General features: G+C 36.4%; 15 protein-coding genes. 10 read left to right on the top strand and 5 right to left on the bottom strand.

Annotated elements, in window-relative coordinates; all coding sequences use genetic code 11:
- Window positions 1-28: 28 nt before the first annotated feature.
- Window positions 29-868, bottom strand: a complete 840-nt coding sequence (gene proI / locus V7183_RS18075; RefSeq protein WP_335360364.1) for a pyrroline-5-carboxylate reductase ProI — start codon at window positions 866-868, stop codon at window positions 29-31.
- Window positions 869-1036: 168 nt separating this feature from the next.
- Here proI and V7183_RS18070 point away from each other — a divergent pair, with 168 nt between their 5' ends.
- Together V7183_RS18070 and V7183_RS18065 are read left to right on the top strand one after the other, a co-directional pair.
- Complete coding sequence (locus V7183_RS18070; protein ID WP_335360363.1) at window positions 1037-1990, top strand: MBL fold metallo-hydrolase; 954 nt, start codon at window positions 1037-1039, stop codon at window positions 1988-1990.
- A 9-nt stretch (window positions 1991-1999) separates the two neighbouring features.
- On the top strand, window positions 2000-2794 hold the full coding sequence (locus tag V7183_RS18065) for an SDR family NAD(P)-dependent oxidoreductase (protein ID WP_335360362.1): 795 nt from the start codon (window positions 2000-2002) through the stop codon (window positions 2792-2794).
- 29 nt (window positions 2795-2823) lie between these two features.
- Here V7183_RS18065 and V7183_RS18060 read toward each other — a convergent pair whose 3' ends face one another.
- The gene (locus tag V7183_RS18060) at window positions 2824-3009 is read right to left on the bottom strand and encodes a YqzH family protein (protein ID WP_097896788.1); all 186 of its coding nucleotides are present in this window, start codon (window positions 3007-3009) and stop codon (window positions 2824-2826) included.
- 226 nt (window positions 3010-3235) lie between these two features.
- Here V7183_RS18060 and argC point away from each other — a divergent pair, with 226 nt between their 5' ends.
- The 7 genes from argC (at window position 3236) to V7183_RS18025 (ending at window position 9347) form a co-directional block, all read left to right on the top strand.
- On the top strand, window positions 3236-4273 hold the full coding sequence (gene argC / locus V7183_RS18055) for an N-acetyl-gamma-glutamyl-phosphate reductase (protein ID WP_335360361.1): 1038 nt from the start codon (window positions 3236-3238) through the stop codon (window positions 4271-4273).
- Between the two features lie 13 nt (window positions 4274-4286).
- Window positions 4287-5510 carry a bifunctional glutamate N-acetyltransferase/amino-acid acetyltransferase ArgJ gene (gene argJ, locus V7183_RS18050; protein ID WP_335360360.1) on the top strand — a complete coding sequence of 408 codons (1224 nt, stop codon included), beginning with the start codon at window positions 4287-4289 and terminating at the stop codon, window positions 5508-5510.
- A 12-nt stretch (window positions 5511-5522) separates the two neighbouring features.
- Window positions 5523-6290, top strand: coding sequence for an acetylglutamate kinase (gene argB, locus V7183_RS18045; RefSeq protein WP_097896785.1), 768 nt, complete (start codon window positions 5523-5525; stop codon window positions 6288-6290).
- Window positions 6287-7447 (top strand): acetylornithine transaminase, encoded by a 1161-nt coding sequence (locus V7183_RS18040; RefSeq protein ID WP_097896784.1) that lies wholly within the window; start codon window positions 6287-6289, stop codon window positions 7445-7447. Before argB ends, V7183_RS18040 begins: the two co-directional genes overlap by 4 nt.
- Before the next feature lie 12 nt (window positions 7448-7459).
- A complete protein-coding gene (gene argF, locus V7183_RS18035; protein ID WP_097896783.1) occupies window positions 7460-8410 on the top strand; it encodes an ornithine carbamoyltransferase in 951 nt (316 codons plus the stop codon).
- A gap of 152 nt (window positions 8411-8562) precedes the next feature.
- Window positions 8563-9114: a DUF2062 domain-containing protein gene (locus tag V7183_RS18030; RefSeq protein ID WP_097896782.1), complete on the top strand. Its 552-nt coding sequence runs from the start codon at window positions 8563-8565 to the stop codon at window positions 9112-9114.
- 59 nt (window positions 9115-9173) lie between these two features.
- Window positions 9174-9347 carry a hypothetical protein gene (locus tag V7183_RS18025; protein WP_170958150.1) on the top strand — a complete coding sequence of 58 codons (174 nt, stop codon included), beginning with the start codon at window positions 9174-9176 and terminating at the stop codon, window positions 9345-9347.
- A gap of 23 nt (window positions 9348-9370) precedes the next feature.
- Here the strand turns inward: V7183_RS18025 and V7183_RS18020 are convergent, their stop codons facing one another.
- Both V7183_RS18020 and V7183_RS18015 read right to left on the bottom strand, forming a co-directional pair.
- Window positions 9371-9817 carry a MarR family winged helix-turn-helix transcriptional regulator gene (locus tag V7183_RS18020; RefSeq protein WP_097896781.1) on the bottom strand — a complete coding sequence of 149 codons (447 nt, stop codon included), beginning with the start codon at window positions 9815-9817 and terminating at the stop codon, window positions 9371-9373.
- 140 nt (window positions 9818-9957) lie between these two features.
- The gene (locus tag V7183_RS18015) at window positions 9958-10743 is read right to left on the bottom strand and encodes a GDSL-type esterase/lipase family protein (RefSeq protein WP_097896780.1); all 786 of its coding nucleotides are present in this window, start codon (window positions 10741-10743) and stop codon (window positions 9958-9960) included.
- Between the two features lie 288 nt (window positions 10744-11031).
- Here V7183_RS18015 and cpdB point away from each other — a divergent pair, with 288 nt between their 5' ends.
- Complete coding sequence (gene cpdB / locus V7183_RS18010) at window positions 11032-13287, top strand: bifunctional 2',3'-cyclic-nucleotide 2'-phosphodiesterase/3'-nucleotidase (protein ID WP_335360359.1); 2256 nt, start codon at window positions 11032-11034, stop codon at window positions 13285-13287.
- A 129-nt stretch (window positions 13288-13416) separates the two neighbouring features.
- On the opposite strand, the gene nhaC is transcribed toward cpdB, so the two are convergent.
- The coding region (gene nhaC, locus V7183_RS18005; RefSeq protein ID WP_335360358.1) for a Na+/H+ antiporter NhaC at window positions 13417-14766 on the bottom strand (1350 nt) is incomplete at its 5' end.

Genomic DNA, 14766 nt, shown 5'->3' with positions numbered 1-14766 from the left:
CTCAGATTCATTTTCTGAGCTCCGTTTTTTATTTTTCTTTTGTTAATTGTTCTAATGTTTTTCCAAGGTCATATGATCGTTTTGTAGCTTCTGTAATACATGATATGAGCGCTTGTTGAAAATCAAAGCTTTGCAGAACCTCGATGCCTGCCTCTGTTGTTCCCCCAGGAGAAGTAATTTCTTTTCGTAAGATAGAAGGGTGTTTTGTATTGGCTTTAAGCATTTCAGCTGCACCAATCATTGTTTGTAAAATAAGTGATTTCGCTACAGATTCTTCTAAGCCGATTTGTTTTGCAGCTTCTTCCATTGCTTCAACGACGTAATATATGTATGCAGGACCGCTTCCAGATAGTGCAGTAACAGCGTGCATATCGTCTTCAGCTACTATAGAAACGAGGCCGATTGTTTCAAATAAAGATTTAGCAATGCGAATATGTTGTTCTGTTGCATGTAAGGATGGAGATATAGCAGTAGCAGACTTTAAAATAGCAGCAGATGTATTTGGCATTGCCCGGATAATCGGAACATTTTTTTGAAGCAAGTTCGTAATAGAATGAGTAGAGACGCCTGCTAATAATGAGATAACGAGTTGATTACTCGTTATATAGTCTTTAAGAGGTACAATTGCTTCCGCAATATCCTTTGGCTTCATTGCTAGAAAAATTACATCTGCATGAGCAAGTAATTCTTGTTTGTTAAGAGCTCCTTTGACACCATATTTTGTATGTAATTCCTGTAATCTTGTTTTATTTGCGCGATTGCTTACTGTAATTTGTTCACTCTTTACGACGTTTGCATCTAATAAACCAGCAATAATTGCTTCGGCGATAGATCCTGCACCGAGAAAGGAAATATTTTGAATAGACATGATGTTCCTCCTTTATTTTTTGTAAAAAAACTTATAAATGTACATACATTCGTTTTTAAATAGAAAACACCTCCTTTTTATCTGAAAATAATGACAAATTTTCATGGAAGTTGTAAACTGAAGAGGAATTCATTTTTGAACCGGAGAAGAGAGACAGGGGGTATAAACATGGTGACAATTCATCGAATGGAGATTCCTGTTCCATTTGCAGTTGAGACAGTGAATGTGTTTTTAGTTGAGGGGGAGACATTAACATTAATTGATACAGGGACAAATACAGAAGAGGCTAAGAAGGCGTTAGAAAGTCAATTAGGGGCTTTAGGACATAAAATAGAAGATATTGAAACAGTAGTGATTACACATCATCATGCTGATCATTGTGGACTTTTGAATATATTTTCCGAGAATACAAATATTGTTGGGCATCCTTGGAATGAGCCATGGATTACAAAAAATCCTCAGTTTTTGCAACGTTATCAACAATTTTTTAAAGAGGCTTCATTGCAGTTTGGCGTTCCAAAAGCATGTTTGAATGATGAAGCATTACTTATGACGCAAACACTTAAATATTCCTGTAATAGATCGTTAACTCATACTGTACGAGAGGGAGATGAAATTGAATCATTACCGGAATTTACAGTTATTGAAACGCCTGGTCATGCTTCCACTCATATTTCATTATACAGAGAGCGTGACGGATTATTAATTGGTGGGGATGCTTTAATTAGCCATGTTTCTTCAAATCCGATATTAGAGCCACCATATGAAGGACAGACGGAACGAGCACGGCCCTTACTACAATATAATCAAACATTGAAACGTTTAAGTGAAATGAATATTTCACGTGTCTTATCCGGTCATGGAGAAGACATTGTAAATGTGAACGTGCTAATAGAGGGAAGGTTACAAAAGCAAGAAACCCGTGCATTTAAAGTATTGGAGTTACTAAAGGAAAAACCGATGACAGCTTTTGAAGTATGTGTAAAGTTATTTCCTGTACTATATAAAGAACAATTGCCACTTACGATTTCAGAAACAGTTGGACAATTGGACTATTTAGCATATAATCAACAAGTGATGATTGATGAATCGTCACCACAATTGATTTATTATGCAAAGTAGGTGACAACAATGACAGGACGTTTACAAGAAAAAGTAATCGTCATTACAGGTGCTTCTAGTGGAATTGGAGAACAAGTTGCGATGCAAGTTGCAGCGCAAGGCGCGATTCCGGTATTAATGGCGCGAACGGAGAAAAAATTACGAACATTAACACAAACGATTAAAACGACTTATAATACGCCTTGCTATTATTATGTATTAGATGTAAGTAAAGAGGCTGAAGTAGAAGCTGTTTTTTCAGAGGTATTACAAGATGTAGGGCATATTGATATATTGGTAAATAATGCGGGATTTGGTATTTTCAAAATGTTTGAGGAAGCATCTATGACAGAAGTGAAAGATATGTTTCAGGTCAATGTATTTGGATTAGTCGCTTGTACGAAGGCTGTATTATCTCATATGGTAGAGAGAAATAAGGGGCATATTATTAATATTGCTTCGTTAGCGGGGAAGATTGCGACGCCAAAATCTAGTGCCTATGCTGCAACGAAACATGCGGTATTAGGATTTACGAATAGTTTACGTATGGAGCTCTCAAATACAAACATTCATGTAACAGCAATTAATCCAGGACCAATTGATACAAACTTTTTTGAACTTGCCGATCAATCGGGTACATATGTAAAAAATATGGGGCGTTATATGTTAAAGCCAACATATGTAGCAGAGCAAATTGTTAAAGCGATGCAAACGAAAAAGCGTGAAGTGAACTTGCCGAAATGGATGAGTATAGGACCGAAGCTTTTTGCGCTATGTCCAGGGTTATTTGAACGTATAGCAGGTAAATCATTAAGTAAAAAATAGGAGGTTTCCATTTGGAAATCTCCTATTTTTTATTTACCTGTAACATATTCATAAACGATATCTTCAATTGTCTCATACACATCAACATCAGGGTCTGAACCAATCATTGTTTGGATACTTTGAATTAAAACTTCCTGATCCTCTTTTGAAACAGGTGTACATTGGTATTGCCTAAAACTTTTTATCATCATCTTCTCAATTAGTTTTTTATTCATGTTTTTCCTCGCTCACATGTATAAATGTATTGTTTTTATTGTACTTGAAGGATAGAGAAAATGCTAGTATACATTATTCTTGTATAAATACTTATGTTATTATATTATTTTTCTAGTAAAATTAAGGATTTTTAACTTTTTGAAATTAATAAATATTTAATTGACTTTATAAATATACAATATTATAATCATACTTAATTTACAGAATCGATATAAGGAGGAACATATGAAAGTCGCGATTATTGGAGCCACAGGTTATGGAGGAATTGAATTAATTAGGTTGTTACATCAACATCCATACTTTTCAATCACATCCCTTCACTCTTTTTCACGAGTAGGAGAACACATAACAAATGCGTATCCACATTTGCGAAATTTTCTTGTTCATACATTGCAAGAGATTGATGTGGATGTAATAGGGAAAGAAGCGGATATTGTATTTTTAGCGACACCAGCAGGGGTTTCGGCAGAGCTGACGCCTCAGCTTCTAGCAGCTGGTTTAAAAGTGATTGATTTATCTGGTGATTTTCGTATGTTGAATCCTGCTACATATGAAATGTGGTATAAAAAGCCTGCCGCAAATGAGGAAACTCTTCAAAAAGCAGTATATGGATTAAGTGAATGGAAAAGGGCGGCGATTCAAAATGCTCAATTGATTGCCAATCCAGGGTGTTTTGCCACAGCAGCATTGCTAGCGGCAGCACCATTAATGCGAAATGGAATGATTGAGGAAGATTCGTTGATTATTGATGCAAAATCTGGTGTATCAGGAGCGGGGAAAACACCGACAACAATGACTCATTTTCCAGAGCTATATGATAATTTTCATATTTATAAAGTAAATGAACATCAGCATATTCCAGAGATTGAACAAATGTTAACTGAGTGGAATGAGCGGACAAAACCAATTACATTCAGTACACATTTAATACCAGTATCGAGAGGAATTATGGTTACTCTCTATGCGAAAGTAAAGCGAAATGTTCCGGTGACACAGCTTCAGCATTTATATGAAAAAGAATATGAAGACTCTCCTTTTGTTCGGGTTCGTTCTAAAGGGGAATTTCCAAGTCCAAAAGAAGTAAGGGGCTCAAATTATTGTGATATTGGAACATCTTATGATGAGCGAACGAGAAGAATTATAGTGGTTACTGTTATTGACAATATGATGAAGGGAGCAGCAGGGCAAGCAATCCAAAATGCAAATCTATTAGCAGGATTAGAAGAAACAACCGGATTAGAGTACATACCACTGTATCCATAAGGGGGAGAGAAGGATGATTAAAACAGATTTTATTATAAAAGTAGAGAGCGGCTCAATTGTATCGCCGAAAGGTTTTACGGCAATTGGGACTGAGGTAGGATTGAAAAAAGGAAAAAAAGATATGGGAGCGATTGTTTGTGAAGTTCCAGCTAACTGCGGAGCTGTGTATACAACAAATCAATTTCAAGCTGCGCCGGTGCAAGTGACAAAAGAAAGTATCGCAGTGGAAGGGAAGTTACAAGCAATAGTCGTAAATAGCGGAAATGCAAATGCTTGTACAGGAACGAAAGGATTACAGGATGCGTATGAAATACGAGCGTTAGCAGCAAAACAATTTTCTATAAAAGAGCATCATATAGCGGTTGCTTCAACAGGTGTCATTGGAGTACCTTTGCCGATGGAGGTGATTCGAGCTGGAATCCCATCTCTTGTACCAACAAAAGAAAAAGAGAAAGCAGACTCTTTTTATGAAGCGATATTAACAACGGATCTTATGACAAAACAATCGTGCTATCAGCTAATGATTGAAGGGAAAGAAGTGACCATCGCAGGAGCTGCCAAAGGATCTGGAATGATTCATCCTAACATGGCAACGATGCTTAGTTTTATTACAACTGACGTAAATATAGAGCAAGAAGCATTGCAAAGAGCATTATCACAGGTTACGAATCATACATTCAACCAAATTACAGTGGATGGAGATACGTCTACAAATGATATGGTCGTTGTGATGGCAAGTGGATTATCAGAAACGACTGCTATTAACGCAAATCATGCAGAATGGGAAAAGTTTATCATCGCTTTGCAAAAGGTATGTGAAGATTTAGCAAAACAAATTGCAAAAGATGGTGAAGGCGCTACGAAATTAGTAGAAGTAAACGTGTACGGCGCTCGCACTATTGAAGAGGGAAATAAGATTGCCAAGCAAATTATTGGTTCAAGTCTTGTGAAAACAGCAATGTATGGTGAAGATCCAAACTGGGGCCGCATTATTAGTGCGATTGGTCAAAGTGAAGTGGCAATTGCGCCCCATACTGTTGATATTGCTGTTCAATCTATCGTTGTGTTACAAAGCAGTGAGCCAAAAACGTTTTCTGCAGAGGAAATGAAGCAAAAGTTAAAGCAGCCTGAAATTATAATCGATGTGAATGTACATCTTGGGGACGAGAAAGGAACTGCTTGGGGTTGTGACTTAAGTTATGACTATGTGAAGATAAATGCCTGTTATTGTACATAAGGAGCGAAAGAGATGAGTGAGTATATCGTAGTAAAATGTGGTGGGAGTATGTTAGAGCGTTTAGACAGTGTGTTTTTTACATGCATAGAGCAACTGAAGAAAAACTACCAAGTTGTTGTCGTTCATGGCGGCGGCCCAGATATTGATGAAAAGTTAAAGGAGTTTCATATTCCGATAGAAAAGAAACATGGACTACGTGTAACGCCAAAAGAAGTTATGGATGTTGTTCAGATGGTTTTATGCGGGAGTACAAATAAGAAATTAGTGATGAATTTTCATAATCATGGCTTACATGCAATTGGAATTTCTGGGTGTGATGGGAATTTACTTCAAGTTCAGCCACTTAATACGGATATTGGATACGTTGGAGAAGTTAGTCGTGTAGAAACGTCATTACTAAAAGGATTGTTAGATTTGAATTATATTCCGGTTATCGCTCCGATTGGGATACAGGGGGAACATGTTTATAACATAAATGCAGATACTGCTGCAGCTGGAATTGCAGCTGCACTTGGAGCAAAAGAACTCATCTTTATAACAGATGTAGATGGGGTAATGTGTGAAGAAGAGTTGTTAATGAAAACGAATGAAATGGAGATTCTTCATTTGATAGAAACAGGTGTGATTACAGGTGGAATGATTCCGAAAGTACAAGCGGCACTCACATCATTAAGGATGGGGGTGCAGAATGCCAGCATTGTGAATGGTACAAAGAATTTTGCTGGAGTAACGGGAGAGTGGATTGGAACCACGGTAACAAAAGGAGTGATCATTGTATGAAAAGTCATATTTTTCCGACATACGGAAGACGAGGAATCGAGATTGTAAAGGGAAGTGGAACAAAAGTTATAGATAGTAGCGGTAAGCAATATTTAGATTTTACTTCCGGCATTGCAGTATGCAATTTAGGGCATTGTCATCCTGTACTTGTAGAAAAAGTAGCAAAGCAACTAGGGGAAATGTGGCATATATCAAATCTCTTTCCTCATTCAATTCAAGAAGAGGTAGCAGCACTCCTAACAGAGGGGAGTGAATTAGATTATGTGTTTTTCTGTAATAGCGGAGCTGAAGCGAATGAGGCGGCTTTGAAGCTTGCACGTAAGTATACTGGAAAGTCGCTTGTTTTAACATTTCAGCAATCCTTCCACGGTAGAACATTTGGTACGATGAGCGCAACAGGACAAGAGAAAGTGAAAAAAGGATTTGGACCGCTTCTTCCATCCTTTTTACATACTCCTTTTAATGACATAGAAGCACTCAGAGCGGCAATGAGTGAAGAGGTCGCTGCAGTTATGGTGGAAATCATCCAAGGAGAAGGCGGAGTATTGCCAGCTGATCTTTCCTTTTTACAAGAAATTGAGCAGCTATGTAAAGAGTATGGTGCTCTTTACGTAATCGATGAGGTGCAAACAGGAATAGGGAGGACGGGAACATTGTTTGCTTATGAACAGACCGGAATATCTCCAGATATCGTGACAGTGGCAAAAGCGCTTGGAAATGGTATTCCAGTTGGGGCGATGATTGGTAAGAAAAAACTTCTCCCTTCTTTTACAGCGGGGACACATGGTTCAACATTTGGTGGAAATTACATTGCGATGACTGCGGCAAAAGAAGTGCTACAAATGATAAAACAGTCTTCATTTTTACAAGAAGTAAAAGAAAAGGGAGAGTATGTACTCCGAAAATTAAAACAAGAATTATTGGATGTTGAATGGATTCATGATATTCGCGGGAGAGGACTTATGATAGGAATCTCTTGTAAGGGTGATGTTACACCTTTTATAGAACAGTTAGAAAAAGAGGGACTTCTTGTATTACAAGCAGGGCCAAATGTTGTGCGGCTTTTACCACCGCTTATTGTAACGAATGAAGAACTAGAGCAAGCAGTATGTATGATAAAAAAAGTGATTTGTACAAAAAAATTATCGAGTGTATAAGGAGGAAATTTTATGTCAACTGTACAAGTGCCAAAATTACAAACGAAAGATCTTTTAACATTAGAAGAACTGACGCAGGAAGAAATCCTTTCATTGATTGAATTTGCGATATATTTAAAAAAGGGTAAGCATGAACCGCTATTAGAAGGGAAAATATTAGGATTAATTTTTGATAAACATTCAACTCGTACACGTGTTTCTTTTGAAGCGGGGATGGTACAACTCGGTGGGCATGGAATGTTCTTAAATGGAAAAGAAATGCAACTTGGAAGAGGAGAAAGTGTTTCAGATACAGCAAAAGTATTATCTCATTATATTGATGGAATTATGATACGTACATTCTCGCATGCGGATGTAGAAGAGCTTGCGAAAGAAGCGAGTATTCCTGTTATCAATGGACTAACAGATGATCATCATCCGTGTCAGGCATTAGCAGATTTGATGACAATTTATGAAGAAGTTCATACATTTAAAGGGGTTAAACTCGCGTATATAGGGGATGGAAATAATGTATGTCATTCTTTATTGCTAGCGAGTGCAAAAGTCGGTATGAATATGACAGTGGCGACTCCACCAGGCTATGAACCGAATGAGCAAATTATAAAAAATGCGTTAGAAATTGCAAATGAGACGGGTGCAAAGATTGAAATTTTGCATGATCCTGAGCTGGCAGTGAAAGAGGCAGACTTTATTTATACTGATGTTTGGATGAGTATGGGCCAAGAAGGAGCAGAAGAGAAGTACGCATTATTTCAACCGTTTCAAGTAAACGAGAATCTCGTTCAGCATGCTAAGACAACGTATCGTTTCTTGCATTGCTTACCTGCCCACCGTGAAGAAGAAGTGACGGGTGAAATTATAGATGGCTCTCATTCTGTTGTTTTTGAGCAGGCTCACAATCGATTACATGCTCAAAAAGCGTTATTAGTAAGTTTGTTCCAAAATATCAAAAAACCTTCCTAATGGGGGAGGTTTTTTTGTGATGAAATGTCTGATGTATACTTGGTGAATCACCTTTATATCCTTTATAATAAGGAAAAGATGAATAAGTTTGTTTTCTAGTAATAGGTAAGAGCATACTAGGAAGAGAAAATACGATTAAAGAGATGATAATTGTGCACACAAATAAAAAAACATATTCGTTTTTTCAGCGAATCTGGAGAGTACTGAAATTTTATTATTATAACTTGCTCCGTTCACCAGAAGGAGCGAGGAAAGTGTCATTGGGATTTGCAATTGGATTTGGGCTGGAAATGTTAGTCATTTATACGGCATCGCTCGTGTATCTTATGTTTTATCCAATTGTACGCTTAGCGAAAGGGTCTTTTCCAGCAGCGGTTATTGGCAATCTTATTGGAAAGATATCATTTCTTCCGGTATTTTTGTTTCCGGTTGGATATGCATTAGGAAAATTTTTATATCCGTTTGAAGTAAAGATCATTCATCATAAACCGTATACGATATCCGATCTGTTCTCGAGCAATATTTTTACTATGTTAAAGAGTTTATTACAGAGTGAAGTATATGTATTAATTGGAATGACGATTTTAGGAGCTGTGTTTGGGGTAATATCTTATTTTGTCGTATATTATTTATATGAAAAGAACCGTAAGTTACGTTTGAAAAAAAGAAAAAAACGTGTGAGAGAACCACTCGTACAAATATAAAGAATGTCACATTCATTTTCTGCCTTGAATATGCTTAAGAAAGAAGGAGGAGAGAATGAATGTATTATTACTATGTACCTCAAGTATATCCATATGTGAATTATTATCATGTTCCGTATGCAAGGCAACAGTTTGAAGCATACCAGCAAGCGCAGCCTTCTCAGGAGCGAAAACCATACTTAACAACATGGCCGTATTCAAATGTATACTATGGAAACTATTATGAATCGTAAAGCTGCTTCTTTTTGAAGCAGCTTTACACATTTGTTTTCAAAATTAAATTTTGAATCGTTTGAAGAGAGTGGATGAGTTGTTCGCGCTCTTCAAATGATAATGTTTGAAAATTTTCTTTAAGTTTGTTTAAAATGAATTGCTGATATTGCCCTACTAGCAACTTCCCTTCAGCTGTAAGAGAAATTAAAATGACCCGTCGATCTTTTTCGCTATAATGACGCTCTATAAGTTCTTCTTGAATCAATTTATTTAATAGAGGTGTCATGTTGGGCCTTGAAATCGCTAACCGCTTTCCGATTTCTGACACTGCTAATATGCCACGTTCATGCAATAGCAGTAACACCTGTGTATGCGATGGTGGCATGTGCCTTTGAGAAGAAAACTCTCCAGGAAGCATAAATTTGCGATAAAAAAGAGGCACTAACGAAAGAAGATGATCAACAATACGTTCCCACTCGCGTGATTCCATATAAAGGCCCCCTTCCATTATCATTGTAACAAAAAAAGTATTGTATAAAAATAGAATTGTTTAGCTTAGCCTTCATATTTATCGCGTAAAACACCGATTGATGAGGGTTAATAATTAGTAGGAGATAAAGCACCCACTGATTAAAGTTTCACTTTATAGGATAATACTTGCTCTGTAAATGCATTAGCAATAATCGCATAGCCTTTATCGTTTGGATGTACTTGATCATACAGTAATTCTTTTTTATCATTGGATATTAACTTCCGAATGGGCAAAACAATAGATGGAGGATTTGCTTTGGAAATAGAATAAATTGAGTCATTCCAGCCATCTAAAAACATATCTGCATAGGAAGCGATTGAATCATCAAGTTGTAAAGGATTATAAAGCTCAGATAGAATAAGTAAGGCATTTGGATTGAGAGTTCGAATTGTTGATACAATGTTTTTTACATCTGTTTCAAAATGAGTTTTTTCTTTATTTAACATTTTAATTCCATCTACAACCCCTACATTACGGTTTAAGCGAAATAAATTATTTCCTCCTATATTAATAGTAATTAAATTTGCCTCTTTAATTTTTTGTTGTACTTCTTCTGATTGAATCTTTTCAACGAGCCGATCTGTTGTTAAGCCATTTACACCGAGATTTTCTACTTTAATGGGTTTATGAATTTGTTCTTCTATTTGCTTTGATGCTAACTCAGCATATCCCCCTTGTGTAGAACCGTATCCTTTTGCGAGTGAATCGCCTAGCACAAGATGATAAAAAGAATCATTTGTTTGATTATCAATCCAATGAGCAGTAGCTGTTTTTGCTGTTTTTTCTCCGCTTTCTTTTTGTTTTGTCTCATCGTTCTTTTCAAAAGATGAATAAGAAATGATCAGAAGGAGGAGACATACAATAGTTAAGATGACTTTTTTCATAAATTTATCCTCCTTGTAATTGGTAATTGTATCATATTCAGCAGTATAAGCAATGGAAGGGCCATATTATATCTTTATGAAAAGTTTACAATAACTTTACAGAAAATTTGTAGAAGGATGTCAAAAAATATTGACGTTATGAAAGTATGTTCGATATGATAATGTCAGATAAGTGACGATGTATCGCTCTAATGTGGAGAAAGAAGAGAGTAATAATATAGAGAATACCTTATTAGAGTTTGATGAGAACTTATTTTATTAGGGACAATTTTATAAGGGGGATTTTTTGTGAAAAAGTCAAAGAAAGTGTTAGCAGGAGCAACTCTGGCATTAGGCGTTATGGCTCCGCAAGTATTGCCAACAGCTGCCTATGCAGAAGGACAAGCAGAGGAGAGTACAGTTAACTTACGAATTCTAGAAACATCAGATATTCATGTTAACTTAATGAACTATGACTATTATCAAACGAAAAAAGATAATAAAGTTGGTCTTGTTCAAACTGCTACTCTTGTTAACAAAGCACGTGAAGAATCGAAGAACTCTGTGCTATTTGATGATGGGGATGCGATACAAGGAACGCCGCTTGGGGATTATGTGGCGCAAAAAGGCTTGGATGGAAACTACGTACATCCACTATATCGTTTAATGAACTTAATGAAGTATGACGTCATCTCTCTTGGAAACCATGAATTTAACTATGGTTTAGACTACTTAAATAAGGCAATTAGCAAAACAGAGTTCCCAGTTATTAACTCGAACGTCTACAAAGACGATCATGATAATAATGAAGAGAATGATGAAAATTATTTTAAACCATATCATATTTTGGAAAAAGAAGTAAAAGATGAAGCTGGTCAAAAACAAAAGGTGAAAATTGGTGTAATGGGTTTTGTACCACCACAAGTTATGGGGTGGGATAAAGCGAATTTAGAAGGAAAAGTAAAAGCGAAGGATATTGTCCAAACGGCTAAGAAAATGGTTCCGAAAATGAAAGCAGAGGGTGCGGATATTATTGTTGCATTAGCACACTCTGGTGTTGATAAAAGCGGTTACAATATCGGGATGGAAAATGCATCGTTTTATTTAACAGAAGTTCCAGGTGTTGATGCAGTATTGATGGGACATTCGCATACTGTAGTAACAGATACGTTTAATGGTGTTCCAGTTGTAATGCCAGGGGTTTTCGGTAGTAACTTAGGTATTATTGATATGCAATTGAAAAAAGTAGACGGCAAGTGGGAAGTGCAAAAAGATAAATCGGTTCCAACAGTTCGTGCGATTGCTGATAGTAAAGGAAATGCATTAGTAGAGTCAGATCAAAGATTAGTTGATGAAATCAAAGATGATCATGAAGCGACAATTAAATATGTAAATACACCTGTTGGTACAACAACAGCACCGATTAATAGTTATTTTTCACTTGTACAAGATGATCCATCTGTACAACTTGTGACAAATGCACAAAAATGGTATGTAGAAAAGCTATTTGCCGAAAATGGAGAGTACAGCAAATATAAGGGAATCCCAGTATTATCTGCAGGAGCACCGTTTAAAGCAGGTGGACGAAATGGTGCAACTTATTATACGGATATTCCAGCAGGAACTTTAGCGATTAAAAACGTTGCTGATTTATATGTATATCCGAATACTTTATATGCTGTAAAAGTAAATGGTGCACAAGTAAAAGAATGGCTTGAAATGTCTGCAGGCCAGTTTAATCAAATTGATCCAGCTAAATCAGAAGAACAGCCATTAGTGAATATAAACTATCCTACATATAACTTTGATATTTTAGATGGTGTGAAATATGAAATTGATGTTACACAGCCAGCAAAATATGATAAAGATGGAAAAGTAGTAAATCAAAATGCAAATCGTATTGTGAATGTAACGTACGATGGAAAACCGATAACTGATGATCAAGAATTTATTGTTGCAACAAACAACTATCGTGGTAGTAGCCAAACATTCCCTGGTGTAAGTAAAGGTGAAGTGGTATATCAATCTCAAGATGAAACACGTCAAGTTATTGTGAAGTATATGCAAGAAACACCTGTTATTAATCCGACAGCAGATCAAAACTGGACATTTAAATCAATTGCTGCTGAAAAATTAAATACTACATTTGATTCTTCACCAAATGCACAAAAGTATATTCCGAAAGACGGAAAAATCTCTTATGTTGGTCCATCTGAAAATGAGTTTGCGAAATATGCTATTGATCTAACGAAAAAGAATGATACTGATCAAGCAACAGGTGAAGAGAACGGTGGGGATAGCTCAACACCACCAACGACAGGTGAAGGCAATAATTCAAATGAACAAAAACAAGATGGAAATCAAACTGGAACAGAGACAACTGGTGAAACAGGAAATAAAGATAAAACAGAACCAGCAAAAGTAAGTGAAGATCAAAAAACAAACAAAGTAGATCGTGACTTGCCAAAAACAGGAGCAAACGTCTTTTCTACAATTGGAGCAGGACTTGCATTTGTGGGAGCAGGTATGTTCATGCTATTTAGAAGAAAAAAAGCAAATAGATAATACGACATGTAAAGAGCAGAATAAAGAAAAAGAGGATTCCTGGTGGTGGTAATCCTCTTTTTCTTTATAATTTTATCATTTTAACCGAGAAGACCCCTTCCTCTAAACGAAGTGAAGGTGGGAGTTCAATTAAGAAACGGTAACAGATTGTTCTTTCTTCCATGAAAGTCCGAATCCTGTGAATCCAACAATAATTGTAACGACCGGACAAGCTAGGCAGAAGATTGAGTATGGAACATAATCAACTGTTGGGACGCTTAGTACGTTTGCCAAGAAGACGCCACTTACACCCCATGGTACAAGCGGATTAATAACTGTACCAGCATCTTCTAGTACTCGTGATAAATTACGTCGGTTTAAACCAACTTCATCGTATTTATTAGCAAATGCTTGTCCTGTTAAAACGATGGATAGGTATTGTTCACCAAGCAAGAAGTTAACACCAATTGCTGTTGAAGCAGTAGAAATAATTAAACGTGTACTCGTCTTAACAAAATTAGAAATGATGTTCATAAGCTGTGTGATAATACCCATTCCTTGTAACAATCCGCCCATACAAAGAGCAAGGAAAATAAGTGCAATTGACATCATCATACTCTGTAAACCACCACGTGATAATAAACTATCAATATCTTTTACACCTGTATTAGACACATAGCCGTCTTGCATAATCTTCATTAAATCGGCAAGTGAAGTACTTGGCTTGAAAATAAAGAGGATGATAATGCCAGCTACGATTCCAGCAAGTAGTGTTGGAACAGCTGGGGCCTTTTTGAAAGCGAATAAAAATAGTAATAGAATCGGTGTGAGTGTAACAATTGAGATAGTTGCATTCTTTTCTAATGTATTTGTAAAAGTAGAGAAATCAACATTTCCTGAAGATCCACTTCCTAAAACGAAAAAAGCAATAAAGGCAATAATGAAAGCAGGAATCGTTGTCCAAAGCATGTTTCGAATATGTTCAAATAAATCTACACCTGTTACAGCCGGAGCTAAGTTTGTTGTATCGGATAAAGGAGACATTTTATCTCCAAAGAAAGCCCCGGAAATAATTGCCCCGGCAATAAGGGCTGGATCGTATCCAAGAGCAGTACCCATTCCCATAAAAGCAAGCCCTACTGTTGCTGCTGTTGTAAAGGCACTACCAATACTTGTACCAACAATTGAACAAACAACAAAGACTGTCGGAATGAAAATTTTTGGTGATACAAGTTGGAAGCCGTATACCATTAGTGTTGGAATAGTCCCAGCTGCAATCCAGACGCTAATTAATACACCAACAAGTAAGAAAATAAAAATAGATGGAATACCAGCTGAAATACTACTTATCATTCCTTTTTCCATATCAGACCAAGAGATTTTTTTAATAAATCCAAATGTCAACAATACAATAATGCCATATAATATAGGAATATGTGGTGATGTTTCTAATTTAATAACGCTAAAGCCGATACAGAAAAAGATGAACACTGTTAAAAG

This window comes from Bacillus sp. JJ1127 (assembly GCF_036965845.1).
Taxonomy (GTDB): Bacteria; Bacillota; Bacilli; order Bacillales; family Bacillaceae_G; genus Bacillus_A.
Note: the sequence above shows the minus strand (reverse complement) of the source record. Positions and strands in the feature narration are given on the sequence as shown.